Annotated in this window: 18 protein-coding genes and 2 pseudogenes; 6 read left to right on the top strand and 14 right to left on the bottom strand. The window is 66.2% G+C overall.

Annotation, left to right across the window (positions count from 1 at the left end):
• Window positions 1–51: 51 nt before the first annotated feature.
• The 7 genes and pseudogenes from A39O_RS43690 to A39O_RS0123850 all read right to left on the bottom strand — a co-directional run.
• Window positions 52–408 (bottom strand): annotated as a pseudogene (locus A39O_RS43690) (formylglycine-generating enzyme family protein); the annotation flags it as partial.
• Window positions 409–482: 74 nt separating this feature from the next.
• A pseudogene (locus tag A39O_RS0123880) lies at window positions 483–2,873 on the bottom strand (nSTAND1 domain-containing NTPase); the annotation flags it as partial.
• Window positions 2,874–2,973: 100 nt separating this feature from the next.
• Window positions 2,974–3,873: an SEFIR domain-containing protein gene (locus A39O_RS0123875; RefSeq protein ID WP_157640380.1), complete on the bottom strand. Its 900-nt coding sequence runs from the start codon at window positions 3,871–3,873 to the stop codon at window positions 2,974–2,976.
• Window positions 3,874–4,160: 287 nt separating this feature from the next.
• Window positions 4,161–4,382, bottom strand: a complete 222-nt coding sequence (locus A39O_RS0123870; protein WP_157640379.1) for a hypothetical protein — start codon at window positions 4,380–4,382, stop codon at window positions 4,161–4,163.
• Between the two features lie 165 nt (window positions 4,383–4,547).
• Window positions 4,548–4,757: a hypothetical protein gene (locus A39O_RS0123860; RefSeq protein WP_020507187.1), complete on the bottom strand. Its 210-nt coding sequence runs from the start codon at window positions 4,755–4,757 to the stop codon at window positions 4,548–4,550.
• A gap of 51 nt (window positions 4,758–4,808) precedes the next feature.
• Window positions 4,809–5,126 (bottom strand): XRE family transcriptional regulator, encoded by a 318-nt coding sequence (locus A39O_RS0123855; RefSeq protein ID WP_020507186.1) that lies wholly within the window; start codon window positions 5,124–5,126, stop codon window positions 4,809–4,811.
• A 49-nt stretch (window positions 5,127–5,175) separates the two neighbouring features.
• Entirely contained in the window at window positions 5,176–5,529 is a 354-nt protein-coding gene (locus A39O_RS0123850; RefSeq protein ID WP_026199703.1) for an HVO_A0114 family putative DNA-binding protein, read from the bottom strand.
• A 437-nt stretch (window positions 5,530–5,966) separates the two neighbouring features.
• On the opposite strand from A39O_RS0123850, the gene A39O_RS0123845 reads away from it, so the two are divergent.
• Complete coding sequence (locus tag A39O_RS0123845) at window positions 5,967–6,515, top strand: hypothetical protein (protein ID WP_020507184.1); 549 nt, start codon at window positions 5,967–5,969, stop codon at window positions 6,513–6,515.
• A gap of 166 nt (window positions 6,516–6,681) precedes the next feature.
• Here A39O_RS0123845 and A39O_RS43265 read toward each other — a convergent pair whose 3' ends face one another.
• The 3 genes from A39O_RS43265 to hypF all read right to left on the bottom strand — a co-directional run bounded on the left by A39O_RS43265 (window position 6,682) and on the right by hypF (window position 9,871).
• The gene (locus A39O_RS43265; protein WP_020507183.1) at window positions 6,682–6,807 is read right to left on the bottom strand and encodes a hypothetical protein; all 126 of its coding nucleotides are present in this window, start codon (window positions 6,805–6,807) and stop codon (window positions 6,682–6,684) included.
• Between the two features lie 43 nt (window positions 6,808–6,850).
• A complete protein-coding gene (locus tag A39O_RS0123835) occupies window positions 6,851–7,150 on the bottom strand; it encodes a BrnA antitoxin family protein (protein WP_020507182.1) in 300 nt (99 codons plus the stop codon).
• A gap of 294 nt (window positions 7,151–7,444) precedes the next feature.
• On the bottom strand, window positions 7,445–9,871 hold the full coding sequence (hypF, locus tag A39O_RS0123830) for a carbamoyltransferase HypF (RefSeq protein WP_020507181.1): 2,427 nt from the start codon (window positions 9,869–9,871) through the stop codon (window positions 7,445–7,447).
• A 40-nt stretch (window positions 9,872–9,911) separates the two neighbouring features.
• Here hypF and A39O_RS34885 point away from each other — a divergent pair, with 40 nt between their 5' ends.
• Window positions 9,912–10,094, top strand: a complete 183-nt coding sequence (locus A39O_RS34885) for an AbrB/MazE/SpoVT family DNA-binding domain-containing protein (protein ID WP_020507180.1) — start codon at window positions 9,912–9,914, stop codon at window positions 10,092–10,094.
• 354 nt (window positions 10,095–10,448) lie between these two features.
• Here the strand turns inward: A39O_RS34885 and A39O_RS0123820 are convergent, their stop codons facing one another.
• From A39O_RS0123820 to A39O_RS41870, 4 genes are read right to left on the bottom strand one after another with little or no spacing between them, the layout of a single operon-like run.
• On the bottom strand, window positions 10,449–12,476 hold the full coding sequence (locus tag A39O_RS0123820; protein WP_020507179.1) for an ABC transporter ATP-binding protein: 2,028 nt from the start codon (window positions 12,474–12,476) through the stop codon (window positions 10,449–10,451).
• A 45-nt stretch (window positions 12,477–12,521) separates the two neighbouring features.
• Window positions 12,522–13,292, bottom strand: a complete 771-nt coding sequence (locus A39O_RS0123815; protein ID WP_020507178.1) for a TatD family hydrolase — start codon at window positions 13,290–13,292, stop codon at window positions 12,522–12,524.
• A gap of 23 nt (window positions 13,293–13,315) precedes the next feature.
• Window positions 13,316–13,855, bottom strand: coding sequence for a DUF2058 domain-containing protein (locus tag A39O_RS0123810; protein WP_020507177.1), 540 nt, complete (start codon window positions 13,853–13,855; stop codon window positions 13,316–13,318).
• On the bottom strand, window positions 13,848–13,991 hold the full coding sequence (locus A39O_RS41870; RefSeq protein ID WP_020507176.1) for a hypothetical protein: 144 nt from the start codon (window positions 13,989–13,991) through the stop codon (window positions 13,848–13,850). The genes A39O_RS0123810 and A39O_RS41870 overlap by 8 nt, the downstream gene beginning before the upstream one ends.
• Before the next feature lie 117 nt (window positions 13,992–14,108).
• Between A39O_RS41870 and A39O_RS0123800 the strand changes: the two genes are divergently transcribed.
• From A39O_RS0123800 to A39O_RS34880, 4 genes are all read left to right on the top strand, one after another.
• Window positions 14,109–14,621, top strand: coding sequence for an OmpH family outer membrane protein (locus A39O_RS0123800; RefSeq protein ID WP_026199701.1), 513 nt, complete (start codon window positions 14,109–14,111; stop codon window positions 14,619–14,621).
• Between the two features lie 125 nt (window positions 14,622–14,746).
• The gene (locus A39O_RS0123795) at window positions 14,747–14,983 is read left to right on the top strand and encodes a YdcH family protein (protein ID WP_020507174.1); all 237 of its coding nucleotides are present in this window, start codon (window positions 14,747–14,749) and stop codon (window positions 14,981–14,983) included.
• Window position 14,984: 1 nt separating this feature from the next.
• On the top strand, window positions 14,985–15,653 hold the full coding sequence (locus A39O_RS0123790; protein WP_020507173.1) for an MBL fold metallo-hydrolase: 669 nt from the start codon (window positions 14,985–14,987) through the stop codon (window positions 15,651–15,653).
• Window positions 15,654–16,457, top strand: coding sequence for a hypothetical protein (locus A39O_RS34880; protein ID WP_020507172.1), 804 nt, complete (start codon window positions 15,654–15,656; stop codon window positions 16,455–16,457).
• Window position 16,458 lies beyond the last annotated feature (1 nt).

Here is a 16,458-nt window from a genome sequence, read left to right as displayed (position 1 = left end):
CTGCCGGGGCCGAGCCCATCCAACAACATCGCATACCGCGCTGGGCGCGGTTTAGTGTTCAGTGACCAGTGGATCAGTGTTCAGAGGAATGGGGCACGCACACACCACACGGAACCCAACCGAGCGGTTACGGTACGTAGGGTAGTTCCCGTAGCGAGAGACAACGCGCGCGAAGGCTGGGTCATTGAGCCAGGAACCGCCGCGCAAGGCACGGCCTGCCTCACCTTTCATGTCTGCATCAGCCGGGTTCTCGTGCTTGTTGAGACACCACTCCCAAACATTGCCGGCGCAGTCGCGCAGGCCGTCCGGGGAGGCACCGCGGGGATAGAGTCCCACCGCCGTGGTCTCGCGCAGATAAAGACCCCCGGCGTCGACCGGAGTCTCGTCGACGTTGGCCAGGCCCGTGCCGTAGTCCCCGCCCCAAGGGTACTGGCGGGCGTCCTGACGGCCGCGTGCGGCGCGCTCCCATCAAACTCAGTGGGCAGCCGGATGACCGCACCGGCATCGATCAGACCCGCCTGGCGATACCGGGCGGTGAGCCAGCGGCAATAGGCCAGGGCCTCCACCCAGGCGACATTGACCCGCGGACGGTTGGGCTGGTCCCAGCGTGGATCATCCGGGGTCGGCGCCAGGTAACCTTCCTGCCACCACTCCGGGTTGGCATAGTCGTCCGCCGCGTCGATGAACGCCTGATACTGCGCCTTGGTGATGGGATAACGGGCGATCCGATAGGCCCGGTCGATGGATTTGCGCTCGCCTTTGTCCTGCCAGTGGAAGGCACCGGGCGCGATGTCGATCCAGTCGAGACCAGGCAGGCCGTCCAGGCGCACGCCGACCCCGGGGCGCCGATCACCCAAGACCGCCAGCAGATCGCCGATGCCGAGCCGACGGGGATACCAGCGCGCGCCCTCATCCTGCACCAGCAGCGCCAGGACGGCATCCAACCCGCCGCGCAGCCAGTCGGCCAGCGCCGGTTCCTGGGTACCGATCCAGTCGCCCAGGGTCCGGGTGGTCTTCCAGATGCGGCCGGGGGCGGTCAGACAGAACAGCAGCGTCAGGGCGTCCGCGTCGGCCGCGCCATGCTCGAAGGCCCGGCGGGTCAGGTCAGCCAGTTCGTCCGGAGCGTCCTCGGCCAGAAAGTAGGCCGTCCGCGCATCGGCGCGCAGCCCGGCCCAGAGCCCGGCGCGCTGGAGCCGGTCGCGCAGCTCGCGGCGCACGCCCAGCACCGGCAATTGGTCATCGGGGCGGCCGGCCTGGTCCCAGCGCGCGGCCTGGCGCCGGACCTCGTCCCGGCGGACCAGAGCCTCGGCCTGCTCGCCGATCCAGTCGGCCAGTCGGGACCATTGACGCAGCAGGGCCTCATGCGCCACCTCGACCATCGGCTGGCCGTCCCGCGCGCCGCAGACCAGGAGCCGCACCTGATCGTCCCGCCCCCTGGGCGCGCGCGAGAAGACCTCGATGAAGATGCGCGCCGGGTCGGCCGCGGCCCAGTGGGCGAGCGGCGCCCGCCGGCGGGTCGGCTCGCGGCTGTCCGGATCGATGCGGACCAGCTCGGCGAACACCCGGCGCATCAGGTCCTCGGCCGCCGCGCCGTCGATCCCGTGATCCTCATCGAGCAGCCTGAACCCACGGTCGGCACGCTCGGTCAGGATGCCCTGGAGTCCATGCAGTTGGTCCTCATAGTGCGCCAGGGTCAGGCCCTCCGCGCTGGTCCCGAAGCGGTCGAACAGGTCCTCCAGTACGGCGCCGAGCAGGGCCAAACCGCCGCTCTGGCCCTGCGCCTCCTGGTGCAGACGGGCGCTGAGCCGGGGGTCGAGCCGCAGACCCACGGCCTGGGCGGGACCCTCGATCATGCGCCTCAGGGCGTCCGGCGGCGGCGGTGACACAAAGTAGGGCGGCCGGCGGTTGAGCAGGCGGCACAGGTCCGGGTGATCGTTGAGATGGTACAGAAAGTCCGAGCGAATGGTGGCCACCAGGCGCAGCCGCGGGTCGGCCACGGCGCGCAGCAGGAAGGCGATGAAGGCCGCGCGGTCGGGCGCGGGCACCAGGGTGAACAACTCTTCCAGTTGATCCAGGATCAGCAGCCAGGCCGGACGTCCTTCGAGCAGGCGGTCGAGCAAGCGCGGAAACTGATCCGGGTCGGCCCGCAGCCGCACCGCCTCGTCACGCGGCACCAGCTCGCTGCGGCGGGCGCAGCAGTGGACACTCTGCACCAGGCCCTCGAAGGGGTCGCTGACGAAGTTCGGCTTCATGGCGCTGATCACCCAGTCGCGGCTGTCGGCGATGGTCGCCGGCTCATCCGGCGGCGGTTCGTGCAGCGCGCGCCACAGCCCGGCTTTGACCAGGGAGGACTTGCCGGACCCGGAGGCCCCGGAGACCACCAGCAGATCGCCCGCGGCGAGCTGGCCCAGCCGCTCCAGCAGGGCCGCCGTCTCGGCCTCGCGGCCAAAGAAGAGCCGCGCCTGCTCCGGGTCGCGACCCCAGTCGTAGGCGAGCAGACCGGGATAGGGACAGCGGGTGGGCCGCGACCCGACCGGATCGGCGCAAACCTGGGCCAATTGGTCGACCAGGGTCTTAACCGCGGGGTTGGCGTCGTACTGGCGCCGGCTGACCTCCGCGAGCAGAGCACAGACCGGATGGCGGCCGTCGATCCGCCGGGCGGCGAAAAAGTCGAGGCGCTGCACCAGTTGGCCGGCGACCGTGGGGCCGTCGTCGTCCCAGTTCAGTTCAGCCGCGGCGGGATGATGGCCCAGCGCGGTCTCGACGAAGGCCTTGCGGTCCCGCACCAGGGACCAGGCCGGAAGCAGGAGCAGCAGGTCGCGCAGGCACTTGCGCGTCCGGTCGGCATCGTGGACTGGACTTGTTGAATCCATGTTCATCCTCTGCCGTGATGGGCGAGCGGTCCGCACGGGCGGTCGGTCCGCACGGGCGGTCGGTCCGCACAGCGGACCCTACGCGGCACGACGACAGCGCTCAGGCGGCCGGGCACCCGAAGGCCGCGGCGAGCGCCTGCATCTGTTCGCCAATGCCGGGGTGCAGATCCCAGCGCCGCGTGCGGATCTCGGCGAGGAGGCCGCAAACCGCATGATGGCCGTCAGGCAGCGGCACGGTATCGAAAAAATGCAGCTTCAGGATGAGATTCCCGGCCACCGTGTAGCCGTCATCCTCCCAGATCAGGTTGGCCGCAGCGGGATGCCCGCCCAGCGCGGCCTCCACCAAGGCTTTGCGCTCCCGCACCAGCGGCCAGGCCGGGAGGGCCACCAGCAGGTCGCGCAGGACCAGCCGCTGCTGCTGCCAGGTCTGTTCATCCACGCGCTTGGCAATCGCCGGCTGGTCGCCGTCGAAAACGAGCGGCGTGGCCGACGCGCGCGGCTGCCACCGCGGCACCCCGAGCGCACCAGGCTCGACACCCGCCTGGCCGAGCAACGCGGCATAAAGCGCCTGGTAAGCCTGATCCGCTGTCAGGATGTAAAAGGTTTGGCCGCGCAGGGGCTCGGGAACGCAACCGCCGTCCTCTGCGGCGAACAGCACGGGCATGAACTTAGCGGTGACACTGCGCGCGTCATACAGCGCCTGGGTGATGACGGCGCCCTCCCAGTCCACCCCTTTGCCCAGGCCGGGCGCTTCGAGCCCGCGGAACCGGCGATAGTAGGTGGCGGTGCAGATCACCAGGACGGACTCCGCCCAGTCGAGCTGATTCAGCATCCAGCGCGGCCAGCCCTCGGGCGGGGTACCGTTCACGTACTGGTCCAGCCGGGTGTCGATCCCATCCGCGCGCAGCCGTTCGGACAGGTGCAACACGCGCTCCCGGTGCGCGGGACTGTCATGGCTGTAGCTGATGAATACCCGCGGGTGAGCGCCGTTCTCGTGCATGATCGCCTCCTGGTTCTGGTTCGCGCCGACAGGCCATGATCGCCGTTCCGGCCACAACGATCATCCGGAATTGTCCACAGATGTCACAGATGAAGAAAAAATCTGTGACATCTGTGGATCAGCTTTCCGGCCTCGATCAAGACTCCGGCTACTTGGGCTCGCCGGGTGCGTAGTCAGGCCATCCTGGCCTGACACCGTCAGGGCTGGAAGCCCTGACGACGCACGCCGCCGGCCGGGATTACGATCAAGGCCTTCCCGAGGTTTCCTTTGCGTATGTAGGCTGGGGTTCAGCCTACCCCATCCAGGCCCCCAAAACGGTTCAAGAAGCGAGCAAACTGCTCACGCTGCGACCGCACCCGCTGGACTTGGCGGGGGTGATTTTCCCGCTCGAAGGCATCCACGCCGAAGGTATCGGATGGCGGCAACGCGTCCAACAAGTCGATGCCTTGATCGAAGAAAGTACGTTTTCCCGTATCGGTCAGCGCCAGATCGAAGACACGGTTGGCCATTTTGATCGCCTCGTCCGCTTTGCCGCCGGCGATCAGGTACAGCAGATACCCGTGACACATCCGGATCGCGGCCCGCAGTTGGTCATAGCCGCGCGGGGTGCGCTTGCCCGGAAAAGGTCAGGTCCTCGCCGACATAATCGAGCCACTGGAGCACCCGCTCGATATTCACAGATCCTCCAGGAACGCGGCATAGTCATCCGGGGATCGATCCACAACCCGCACCGCCAGCCCCGCGAAAACACAACCGATATCGCCTGACTTACCGCTCGGCAGGAGCGGCACGACGGGTGCCGCAACGCGCGCCCCTGCGGCGTCGCGTCGGCCCGGCGGCGTTGCCGACTGACCGTCGTTTGATAGGGGCTTCTCACTGCTCATGGGCATAGAATACCGTCGAACAACAGATTGGACACGCCTGAATGCGTTTGGCTATGCGCTGTCGAGATCGGAAAAATTGCTGATCCTGACCGCGCCATCCGAGAAGCGTGCAACGCCCTCCAACTGACCGCCCATCGCCTCAATGTGGCTGCGTAGCGTAGAAATGTACATATCGGTGCGCCGCTCGATCTTGGCGATGGCAGGCTGCTGGACGTGCAGCACCTCGACCAACATTTTCTGAGATAACCCCCGCGCCTGACGCAGCTCGTTCAGCGGCATCTCGGCGAGCATGGCCCGCGCCTTGGCCTCGGTGCGTGCCTGAGACTCCGGCGACATCTGCGCCCTTAGCGCTGCAAACTTCTTAACCATTGATTTATCCTTCCTCTCGACGTTGGTCGGTCCCCGGTTTGGTCGCCGATCAGGCGACCTGCGCGAGCGGAAGAATGATCTCAACCGACTCGTAAGGAACAGTCAAGTCTCCGGCGTCATCGCGTTCCACTAACCCAAGACGCTCAAGACTCGCAATGTCATTCTGGATATCCAGATCGGAGTTCAGTGCGACCCGCTCCAAGGTCGCCGGAGTGCAGGGACCTATCCGTCGCAGCGTATCCAGGAGTTCCAGGCGAGCCGGTGTCAGGTTGGCAAAGAGGGTCTTCGCCGACTCGAAGCTGAGTCGGAAACCCGGCGTCTTGCCGGAACGCGATTCGGAAAACTGCTCTTGGGCGGTGCGAAAAATAGAGCCGCGAGGCGCAACTTCGATAACTGCTTTCATAAAGCGCTCCATGCCTGAATGTCTTGCCTGAAGTCGGCCGGAAGTTACTCGATCGTGGAAAAACCTTTCCCCGACATTGTTGCAAAGAAACAGCGTACAGGACAGCAGAGGCGGGAATCCGTGTGGCTAACGGCGCCAGACTCAATTTCAATTCATTGAATTGAGCCTGACCCGTGCCATTCGGGCCAGAGTCAGACCCCCATTTGCGAGACCGCAAGTAGGTCATCGACGGCGACCACATAGTTAAGACCACTTGCGATATCTCTGGGGAACGCCTTGTGGCAGAATAGGAGCGACCGAATGCGGCGGTGACGGACGGGGCAATACTTTGCATAGCCTGGAGCCTCCCTGCCTGGTCTCCAACAGCCATTCGGCAGGCTCAAGCTATCTTAGCGCGGGCCGGGTCGTTAACCCAACCATCACTTGGAAAACACAACGTGAAAGCCCTGAATCTCCATATTAGCCTGATCATCACGGCGGGACTGACGCTTTCAAACCTAGTCGCGGCAGAACTTTCTGCTGTTACCCAGCCCCTGGCTGGCTGTGGCAAAACCAAGATCACTCAGGTCAAGGATGCCACCTGCGAAGCCGGCGCCACCCCCGACGACGGGGCCTGTGCGCTGGAAGTCATGGCCAGTTGCCTCATCCGGGTCGATCGCGTCCTGGTCGGCAACGGCAATAACGGTACGCTGACCGAGGCGGAAATCGAATTGGATCAAGACGATCCCGAGCACCCCGAGCTTAACGTGGACCTCAAAACCGCCTATGTCGATTGCACACAGAACGAAATTGCCTACTGCATAGGTGCCAGTGGGATCTATTCCAAGCCTAAGAATGGCGAGTGCACCCTCGGCGATACCGAATACTACGTCCCCGGCACCGAAGACCGCCTGGTGAAGTTGCAAGTCAACATCGGTGGCATCTCAATGCCCCGCTATATCGATCTGGATGAGAAGCTGGTGACCTTTCAGTGCCGCAGTAAATAGGCCAGTGACGGATCGGAAATTCAACCATCCGAGGCCGGAAGGGCGCCAACCCTAGCTCCGATAAAGGCAAAGGGCAAGCCGGTTGATAGCGGAGGGAGGTGGGCGAGTGGTGATCGGGAGCCGCGCGCCAGAGCGTTTACCAAGACAGGGGCGCTGATCGAGCGGATCATCCCAGGCGGGTCGGCCCGCGGGCCGGGGCGAGACCCGCGGGGCGCGTCAAAGGATGCGTCAGAATGCGCTGAACCGGCTCAGCCGCGGTGACGAAGGCGGCCTTGATCACGGTTGCGGCCACGCGGCCTCGTAGTCCACCAGCGACCCCGCTGGCTCTTTGGCTTCTACGCAGCCTTCGGCCCCTTCAATTCCTCGCGGATCACCTTCCGGAGCGTTGCTTCCAGGTCGGCCTGCTGAAGCGCGCTTTTCAGGAACTCGTTGATGAGTGTCTGGTAGCCGCGCTCTCCGGCCATTTCCTTGAAGCGCTCTACCAAGGAAGCGTCGAGGTACAGGGTCACGCGTTTCTTCGGTTGCACTACCCGGGCATCCGCTCGCTTGCGCAAGACCAGCTTGCCGGCATCGCTGTCGGCCTGAGTAATGGGGGTATCCTCGTCAAAGATTGCTGTAGTAGATGTCTTGCTCATTTCGCTCGGCCTTACGCATCGAAATCACCCGGATTTCCTCATAGGTATAGCGCATGGGCTCATAATATGCATACGTCAAGAGGGGCGTTTGAGATTATGAGGAGGGCGGTACCTACGGCTCGCGATGCGGTTCGTTCCTGCCCCTGCTGGCGAATCCTGCAACCGATTGGATCGCGAATGATGCGGTTCGTGCCTCACCGCATCCTACGCCCGGCGAATCCGGTTGGCCGGCGCGCTGGTGTCCAAGCGGCTCGGCGGGCCAAGGCTGAAGCCTTGGACTCCAAATGAGCGGCGTTAGCGCGCGGCGGCGGCAATAACCGCCTGACCAAGCGACAGACCCCCGTCGTTGGTCGGTACCTGGCGGTGGCTCATCGGGGTCAGGCCCAGTTCGCGCAGACGTTCGCTCACGCCTTCGAGTACCAAACGGTTCTGGAAAACGCCGCCGGACAGGGCGATGTGATCCAGTCCGGCGGCGCGGGCCAAATCCGCGGCCAGAGCGGCGACGGCGGTGCAGAACCCCAGATGGAAGCGTAAGGCGATCCGGGTCGGCGCGATCCCGGCGGCCAGGTCGGCGAAGAGCACGGACCAGAGCGGCGCCGGATCGAGCAGGGTGCCGCCGTCCGTGTCGATGCGGCCAAATGGGTAACCGTCACCAGCCGAGGCCGGTCCCGTGGCCGCGGTCGCCAGGGCTTCCAGTTCGATGGCCGCCTGGCCTTCATAGACAATGCCGTCGGCGCAGAGGCCGAGGGCGGCGGCCACGGCGTCGAACAGGCGCCCGGCGGAACTGGTCAGGGGGGCATTGAGCCGACGCTCCATCAGGGTGCGCAGCAGGGTAATCGGCCGCTCGGCCAGGCGGCGGGTGAGTGCCAGGTCTGGCCAGCGGTGTTGGAACGCCTCCCAACCGAAACAGACCTCGATCTGCGCCAGCAGGTTGCGCCAGGGTTCCAGGATGGCGCGGGTGCCGCCCGGCATGGGCACGGGCCGTAGCCAGCCGACCCGCCGATAGGTCCGATAGTCGGCGATCAGGAACTCGCCGCCCCAGAGGGTGCCGTCCGCGCCATAGCCCAGACCGTCGAGAGCGATGCCGAGCACCGGCCCGGCGTCCAGCGGCCAGCCTTGGTCGGCCAGGACCGCGGCGATGTGGGCGTGGTGGTGCTGGACCTCGATCAGCGCGAGCCCGCCGTGCGCCGCCCGCGCCCGGCCGGTCTGGGTCGAGCGGTAGTCCGGGTGCAGGTCGACCGCGCAGCGCTCCGGGCGGTGTTCGAACAGGGCCAGATAGAGGTCGATGGTGCGTTCGTATTCGCGAGCGGTGCGGGCGTCTTCCAGGTCGCCCAGGTGCTGGGAGAGGATCGCCTGACCGTCCTTCAGCAAGCAGATGGTGTTCTTCAGTTCGCCGCCGAAGGCCAGCACCGGCGGTGCCGCCGCGAACCCCGGCGGCAACTGGAGCGGCGCCGGGGCATAGCCGCGCGCGCGCCGCAGCAGGCGCGGCGCCCCGTCCATCAGGCGCACCACCGAATCGTCCGCCCGGTTGATGATGGCCCGATCGTGCAGCAGCGCGGCGTCCGCCAGCCCGCCGAGCCGCTCCAGCGCATCGCCGTTGTCGATGCACTGGGGTTCCTCGCTGAGATTGCCGCTGGTCATCACCAGCGGCCGGTCCCAGTTGGCCAGCAACAGCAGGTGCAGCGGGCTGTAGGGAAGCATGAAGCCCAGGGTGGATTGACCGGGCGCCAAATCCGGCGCCAGGGCCGGACCGGTCGACGCCGGCAGCCGATCGAGCAGACAGATGGGCGCGGCCGGACTGGTGAGCAGGGCCGCCTGCGCTTCCCCCGCCGCGCAGTAGCGCCGGATCACCGCCAGATCGCGCGCCATCAGGGCAAAGGGTTTCTGAAAGCGCCGCTTGCGCCGCCGCAGCTCGGCCACGGCGTCGACGTTCGCGGCATCACAGGCGAGGTGGAAGCCGCCGATGCCCTTGATGGCCAGGATGCGGCCTTGAGCCAGAAGTCGGCCGGCGGCGGCGATGGCGTCCGTGCCCTGGTTCGGGTCCGGCAGCGCGCTGCCCTCCCCGTCCGCCAGCCAGACCCGCGGCCCGCACACCGGACAGGCATTCGGCTGGGCATGAAAGCGCCGGTCGGCCGGGTCCGCGTACTCGGCGGCACAGACCGGACACAAGGGAAAGACCGCCATGCTGGTATTGGCACGGTCGTAGGGGATGGCCTGGATGATAGTGAGGCGCGGTCCGCAGTGGGTGCAGTTGGTGAAGGGGTAGCGGTACCGGCGATCGGCCGGGGCCTGAATTTCGCGGGCGCAGGCGGCGCAGGTGGCCGCGTCCGCGACCACGCCGGTGCGCACGGCGGTGGCGTCGCTCGCCAGGATCTGAAAGTCGGGCCGCCGCGGGCGCGGCAGATCCAGGGCGACGCGCTCGATTGAATCGATCCGCGCCAGCGGCGGGCACTCCGCCCGCAGCCGTTCGCACAGCACGTCAAGCCGATCCGCCCCGTCCGCATCGGGCACCCAGGCGCGGATCAGCACCCCGTCGCCGTCGTTGCGCACGTCGCCCCAGAGCCCCAGGTCGCGCGCCAGGCGCCAGACCGTCGGCCGGAAGCCGACGCCCTGCACCAGACCGCGGACGCGGATGGATTGCGCCAGAGCGACTGGAGCCTCGGCGTGAGGAAATCCAGGCTTCAGGTTGATCGACTCTGGCGGCGAGGCACCCAGGGGCATAACATCGTTCTCACATTCGATCGCGTTCTGGTCAGTCTATATGAGAACCACCCTACGCAAGATCGGCAACGCGCACGGCGCCCTGATTCCAAAGGCGCTGCTCGCCCAGACGGGGATCGACCAAGCAGTCGAGTTGACTGTTGAAGACGGCGCTATCGCGAACGAAGATGCTCTCAGAAAGACACAAAGACACGAAGAAGAAAAGAGAGATAAGAAGCCATGAAAGACTTCTCTATCTTTGTGTCTTTGTGTCTTTGTGAGAGGATTTCTTCTCTTTCTTCCGTGTCTTCGTGAAAAACCTTGATCGGGTTCCCAGGCTCAAGCGCGTAGGACTGGCATCCTGCCGGAATGACCAGCAGTTCCAACTTTGGGCGGCACCGCGCGACCGCTGGTGGATGCGGCGCGCGCGACCACCGTGCCAAGTCCTTGACACCGAGCGGCGCGCCTTATCCACCCTACAATGGAGCCGGTTTTGTAGGGTGGATAAGCGCAGCGCATCCACCATCAGCCTCGCTGCCGACAGCCTGTTGGCGGCGGCCACCCAAATTTGGAACTGCTGCCGGAATGACGCTGCAAGTTACGCTGGAACGGAGTTTTCGGCTGCCCGAAGGCAGTGCACGATCCGGTCAGCGCCTAAGCGCGTCTCCCCCGGATAGACCCGACTGCATTCCGCTATCGCCTCCGGACAACGGGGATGGAAGTAGCAGCCGGTCGGCGGGTTGGCCGGCGACGGCATATCACCTTCCAGACGAATCACCGCACGGCGCTTGGCCGCGTCCACCACCGGCACGGCTGAGAGCAGCGCGCGGGTGTAGGGGTGCCGGGGGTCGTCCAGCACCTGATCGACCGGACCCCGCTCCACCACCCGGCCCAGATACATGACGGCGACTTCATGGGCCAGGTAGGAGACGACCGAAATGTTGTGGGTGATGAAGAGATACGCGAGGCCGAGCCGGTCTTGCAGGTCTTTCAGCAGGTTCAGGATTTGCGCCTGGACCGAGACGTCCAGTGCGCTGGTGGGCTCGTCGCAGACGATGAGCTTGGGCTCCACCGCCAGCGCGCGGGCGATGCACAGTCGCTGGCGCTGGCCCCCGGAAAACTCGTGCGGGTAGCGGTCCGCGGCTTCCGGGGCCATGCCGACCAAATCCAGCAGTTCGGCCACCCGCTGCATGCGCCCGGCCCGACTCCGCTCGATGCCCAGCGCCTGTAAGCCCTCGCCGATGATGTCGCCGACCAGCATCCGCGGGTTCATGGCGGCGAAGGGGTCCTGAAAAATGATCTGCAAGTCTTTACGGAAAGGCCGCATCCGCCAATAGCCCAGGCCGCGCAGTTCCCGGCCCAGATAGCGCACCGAGCCGCCGGTGGGCGGTATGAGTTGCAGCAGCCCCAGGCCGGCCGTGGTCTTGCCGCAACCGGACTCGCCGACCAGGGCCAGAGTGCGGCCGGCCTGGAGACTGAGCGAGACGCCGTCCACCGCCCGCACCTGCCCCACGACGCGGCGGAAGACACCGCGATGGATGGGGAAATGCACGGCAAGGTCCTGAACTTCGAGCAGACCCGCCGCGCCCTCCGGCCCGACCGCCGGCAGCGGCTCGGCCGGCGGGGGGATCAGGGTCAGCGCCGCGATCCCGGACCTGTCACCCGACCACAGGTGACAGCGCACCCCGTGCCCCGGTCCCAGCACCGTCCACTCGGGGACCTGGCCGCGACATTCCGGCAACACATCGGCACACCGCGCGGCAAACCGGCAGCCGACGAAGGTCTGGTCGAGCGGCGGCACCCGACCGGGGATGACGGCGAGCCTGGCTTCTCGCTTGGCGGCGCTGGGCAGGCTGTCCATCAGTCGGCGGCTATAGGGATGGGCGGGGGCGGCGAAGAACTCGGCGACGCTTGCCGTCTCGACGATCTGGCCGGCATACATCACCGCCAGCCGATCGGCAGTCTCGGCCACCACGCCCAGATCGTGGGTGATGAGCAGCACGGCCATCTCGGTGCTCTGCTGCAACTCTTTCAGCAGCCGCAAGACCTGGGCCTGGATGGTGACATCGAGCGCCGTCGTGGGCTCGTCGGCGATCAGCAGTTGCGGGTCGCCGGCCAGGGCCATGGCGATCATGACCCGCTGTTTCATGCCGCCGGAGAGTTGATGCGGGTACTCGGCGATGCGCCGCGCCGGGTCGGGAATGCCCACCGCGTCGAGCAGTTCCAGCACCCGCTCCTCCACCAGGCGGGCCGGCCGGCCCTCATGCACGCGCACCGCCTCGCCGATCTGCTCGCCGATCGTCAGCACCGGGTTCAGCGAGGTCTGGGGCTCCTGGAAGATCATCGCCATGCGGCCGCCGCGCACGCCGCGCATCTGCGCCTCGGTCAGGCGCAGGAGGTCGGTGTCCGCCAGCCGCACTGCTCCGGCGCTGATTCGCCCGCCGGGGGGCAGCAGACGCATCAGCGAGAGCGCGGTCATGGATTTGCCGCAGCCGGATTCGCCGAGCAGGGCGAAGGTCTCACCCTCGCGCAGGGTCAGATCCAGCCCGTCGACCACCCGTGCCGCGGTGTCGGCGGGTCCGATGTCGGTGGTGAGGCGCTCGACTTCGAGCAGGATGTCCGTCATGGAAAGTTCACTTGATTCATTGGCGGCTGAACGAGCATAGGTGGATCAATCAACGGGCAACCCCAGCACGGCGGCGGCGTTCGCGGTGGTCTGCTCCGCCAACCGCCGCGGGTCCTCACCGCGTACCTGGGCCAAGGCGGCCAGCACGTCCGGCAGGTATTCCGGGCTGTTGCGCTCGCCCTGGTGGGCGGCGACGGTCAAATCCGGGGCATCGGTCTCCAGCACGATGGACGCGACAGGTAAGGCCGCGGCCATGGCCCGGAGCTTATTGGACCGCTCGAAGGTCAGCATCCCGCCGAAGCCGAGCGCGAAGCCCAGGTCGCGATAGCGGCGCGCTTCTTCGCTCCCGCCGCTGAAGGCATGGGCGATCCCGCCGCACACCGGGATGCGCTTGAGGGTCGCCAGCACCTGCTCGTGGGCCTTGCGCACATGCAGCAACACCGGCAGGCCGGCCGCCCGGGCAATCGCGAGCTGGGCCTCGAACAGCGCCTGCTGGCGGTCGCGATCCAGCTCCCGCACAAAATAGTCGAGTCCGATCTCACCGATGGCCGTCGGACGGGCGTCGGCAATCGCCCGCTCCAGTGCGGCCGGATCGGCATCCTGGTGCTGATCCAGATAGACCGGGTGCAATCCCAGCGCCGGATAGAGATCCGCCGCCGTGGCGCACAAGGCCAGCAGCCCCGGCCAGCCCGCGCGATGGATGGCCGGGATCACCAGTCCGGTCACCCCGGCGGCGCGGGTCCGGGCGAGCACGGCCGCCCGGTCCGAGTCGAACTCGGCAACGTCCAGATGGCAGTGGGTGTCGATCAGCGCCATGGGCGAGCTCCGAGGGAGAACACCTACCAGATCAGATCATCCGGCACCTGGAACTCGGCATAAGGATCATCCACCTCGGGCTGCTTCGCCGGCTGATTGTGCACCAGCACCAGGCTGGCATCGCGCTCGCGCACGCGCACCGCGATCTCCGCCGGCACCAGTTCGTAGAAGGCGTCCTGCCGCACCACCGCCAGACGCCCGTCCACCAGCCGGGCGTGCAGGTCCTTGTTCACATAGAGACGCTTCAGGCTGGTCCCGTCGGTGAAGTTGTAGGCCAGGTCGCCGCCCTCGCGCACCACCCGGTGGGTATGAATGAGCTGGCGGGTCTCGTTCTCGCGGGCGCGCCGCTGCGCCTCGTCCTGACGCTGGCGATTGAGCTCGCGGTCCTTGGCCGCCTTCTCGGCCCGCGCCCGCTCGGCCGCCTGGCGCGCCGGATCCTCGGCCGGCGGGGTGCGTTTGCCGGTCTGCTTGACCGTCTTGCGCTTATCCGTGCGCACGTCTTTGATCCGCTGCTCACTGACCAGACCGGCCTTCAGCAACTGTTCCTGAAGCGAGTTACCCACGATGCCACCACTCACTGAAGGAGGCCTGCGCGGCCCCGAAGACGCAAAGCATCCAATAGCGCGGCGCGAAGCGCAAGGCGGAGCCGTAGCGACCAGTCACCCGCACCGGCTCCCCGGTCCACACCAACGCGACCATCAGGTCCCCTCGCACATCCTGTTAGAATCCGGCGCGACCATCACTCTCGCAACCTGTCGGCAGCAACCCGTCACCGCCGGCATTCCGATCCACCCGCAACAGCCCGGAGCCCGCGTCATGCCAAAAAATCGCATCCTATTATCTTTATTGATTTTTATCCTTCCGCTGGCGGCTGCCCAAGCGACCGATGTCAGCTTTGTGGACATGCAGCAAGTGATCGAAAAAAGCAAGCTGGGCAGCAAGGTTCAGGAGCAACTGCGCAAGGAGTTCGAGCCTAAGGCGAAACCGCTCGGCGAGGAAGAGCAGGCCATCAAGCAACTCCAGGCCGGTCTGGCGCGGGAGGCCGCGCTCATGAGCAAGGACCAACTCACAAAAAAAGAGACGGAACTCAAGAAGCGCATCGAGGCGTTCGAAAAGACGGCCGCACCCTTTCAGCAAGAGTTACTGAAGGCCCAGCAAGAGCGGGGCCGCGAGGTCTTGGTCTCGGCCCAGAAGGCCGTGGAGGTCGTCGCCAAACAGAAAAAGATCGGCATGGTCGTGGAACGCAGCCTCCAAGGACTCATCTATATGGATAAGTCCGCCGACATCACCGACGAGGTCGTCAAACAGATGGATGCGAACGCCAAGTGATCGCGCGGCGGCCTGCTTGCCGAGTCCGATGTGACCAAGCTGTTTCCGCCGCGTCACCCTGCGGTAAACTAGCGGCTCACCGCCGTATCTTGCGGCGGCCATCCACGTGAAGAGGCACGGATCAAATGCTTGGTGAACCCCATGACCTGCTGCACGAATTTCCGGAGTTGACGGGCAAAATCGCGAGCATGCGCGCTGCCAACCCGGTCTTCGAACATCTGATGACCGACTACGATGACCTCGACGCCCGGGTACGCCAACTCGAGGAACTCGGCATCCCGGTCGCCGATGAGACCATTGAAGAACTGAAAAAAGAGCGTCTGGCCCTCAAGGACCGGCTCTACACTTTCCTGCGCACCTGATATGGACTTCCGCATCCTCCCCGTCACCCCCTTCCAGCAGAACTGCACGCTGATCTGGTGCGAACGCACGCGCCGCGCGGCGATCATCGACCCCGGCGGGGAGGCCGCGCGCATCCTGGCCCTGATCGAGGAACTGCAACTCACGCCCGAACGCATCCTGTTGACACATGGACACTTGGACCATGTCGGCGCCGCCGGGGACCTGGCCGCACAGCTCGCGCTGCCGATCACCGGCCCCCATCGCGACGACGCCTTCCTGATCCACGCACTGCCGGAACAATGTGAGATGTTCGGGATGCCGCCGGTCCGGGCCTTCGAACCGGACCAGTGGCTGACGCAGGGCGACACCGTCACGGTCGGCGAGGCGACCCTGGATGTCCTGCATTGCCCAGGGCATACCCCCGGCCATGTGGTCTTCCATCACGCCGCCGGCGGCCTCGCCCAGGTCGGTGATGTGCTCTTTCAGGGGTCGATCGGACGTACCGATTTCCCGCGCGGGAACCACCGGGACCTGATTGCGTCCATTACCGAACGTCTCTTCCCCTTGGGGGATGAGGTCCGCTTCATCCCAGGCCATGGGCCCATGTCCACCTTCGGGCAGGAGCGCCGAACCAACCCGTTCGTCGGAACGGCCAGCCGGGGCGGCGGACGGTGGGATGCGGCGTTCTGAGTGCGCAAAGCAACCACCGAGGGTCCTGCCAACGCAACAGATGGGGACCGGCGTGGGCAATGGGTTCGCGCCCATTCGCCGCCGTCGGATCCCCCGGAAGAGACTGCCGCGCCGCGTCCACCGAAAGCGCGTTTCCTGGAACCTTACCGTCTGAGCGACGCACAACGCGAGGCGTTGCTCGCGCCCTTGATCGCGGCGGCAATCGGCGATGCCGAGAGCCATGCGCTCTTCGTTTCCGCGATTGCCTATGATCTGGCCAAGTTCCGTCAGGCCGCGCTCAGGACGGAGCCGGAGGCGGCACCACCCCCAATCACCATCGAACCGCCGACCGCGCAAGCGCGGTCAAATCCGACCTTGCAGGAGATTGTCGCGGCTGCCGACACCCTGGCAGCGCAACTGCGTGGCCTGGGTGACACCGAGCGGGCCGCGATCGGCACCGCGCTGCGCGCCTGCGACCGCTTCCAGCGCACCTATGACGATGGCTATTTTGACGCCTTGCGCGAGGAACTGGAGCGGATGAGCGTCGCCATCGCGCGCATGCCCGTCCACTCCACACCCGTCTCGCCGCAGTTGCCGTCGCCGCGGCCAGTGCCGCTCATCAGCGACATCGGTCGCCGCTTCGTCCGTCGGCTGGGGCAAATTTACGAGCAGTGTCTTGAAACAAAACCCTCGGCCACACCCGGCAGCCCGTTCGCTGCCGTGCTGATGCTGCTGGCAGCAGCCGCTGGGGTGTCACTGCCGAGCGAACCGGCCGCGGTGGCCGCCGTCCTTGATGATAAGGTCCGCGCTGCCGGTGAGGCCTGAC

The sequence above is a fragment of the Lamprocystis purpurea DSM 4197 genome (assembly GCF_000379525.1).
GTDB lineage: Bacteria > Pseudomonadota > Gammaproteobacteria > Chromatiales > Chromatiaceae > Thiodictyon > Thiodictyon purpureum.
The sequence above is the reverse complement of the archived record's forward strand: the minus strand, read 5'-3'. Positions and strand labels throughout refer to the sequence as shown.

Coding starts and splice junctions, on each gene's coding strand:
- A39O_RS41870 (WP_020507176.1), bottom strand. CDS start 13,991: ATGGTCGCGTTGGTGTGGACCGGGGAGCCGGTGCGGGTGACTGGTCGC.
- hypF (WP_020507181.1), bottom strand. CDS start 9,871: ATGCCCCTGGGTGCCTCGCCGCCAGAGTCGATCAACCTGAAGCCTGGA.
- A39O_RS0123860 (WP_020507187.1), bottom strand. CDS start 4,757: ATGAGCAGTGAGAAGCCCCTATCAAACGACGGTCAGTCGGCAACGCCG.
- A39O_RS0123820 (WP_020507179.1), bottom strand. CDS start 12,476: ATGACGGACATCCTGCTCGAAGTCGAGCGCCTCACCACCGACATCGGA.
- A39O_RS0123875 (WP_157640380.1), bottom strand. CDS start 3,873: ATGCACGAGAACGGCGCTCACCCGCGGGTATTCATCAGCTACAGCCAT.
- A39O_RS0123835 (WP_020507182.1), bottom strand. CDS start 7,150: ATGAGCAAGACATCTACTACAGCAATCTTTGACGAGGATACCCCCATT.
- A39O_RS0123800 (WP_026199701.1), top strand. CDS start 14,109: ATGCCAAAAAATCGCATCCTATTATCTTTATTGATTTTTATCCTTCCG.
- A39O_RS34885 (WP_020507180.1), top strand. CDS start 9,912: ATGAGAACCACCCTACGCAAGATCGGCAACGCGCACGGCGCCCTGATT.
- A39O_RS0123790 (WP_020507173.1), top strand. CDS start 14,985: ATGGACTTCCGCATCCTCCCCGTCACCCCCTTCCAGCAGAACTGCACG.
- A39O_RS0123850 (WP_026199703.1), bottom strand. CDS start 5,529: ATGAAAGCAGTTATCGAAGTTGCGCCTCGCGGCTCTATTTTTCGCACC.
- A39O_RS0123855 (WP_020507186.1), bottom strand. CDS start 5,126: ATGGTTAAGAAGTTTGCAGCGCTAAGGGCGCAGATGTCGCCGGAGTCT.
- A39O_RS0123815 (WP_020507178.1), bottom strand. CDS start 13,292: ATGGCGCTGATCGACACCCACTGCCATCTGGACGTTGCCGAGTTCGAC.
- A39O_RS0123795 (WP_020507174.1), top strand. CDS start 14,747: ATGCTTGGTGAACCCCATGACCTGCTGCACGAATTTCCGGAGTTGACG.
- A39O_RS0123870 (WP_157640379.1), bottom strand. CDS start 4,382: ATGGCCAACCGTGTCTTCGATCTGGCGCTGACCGATACGGGAAAACGT.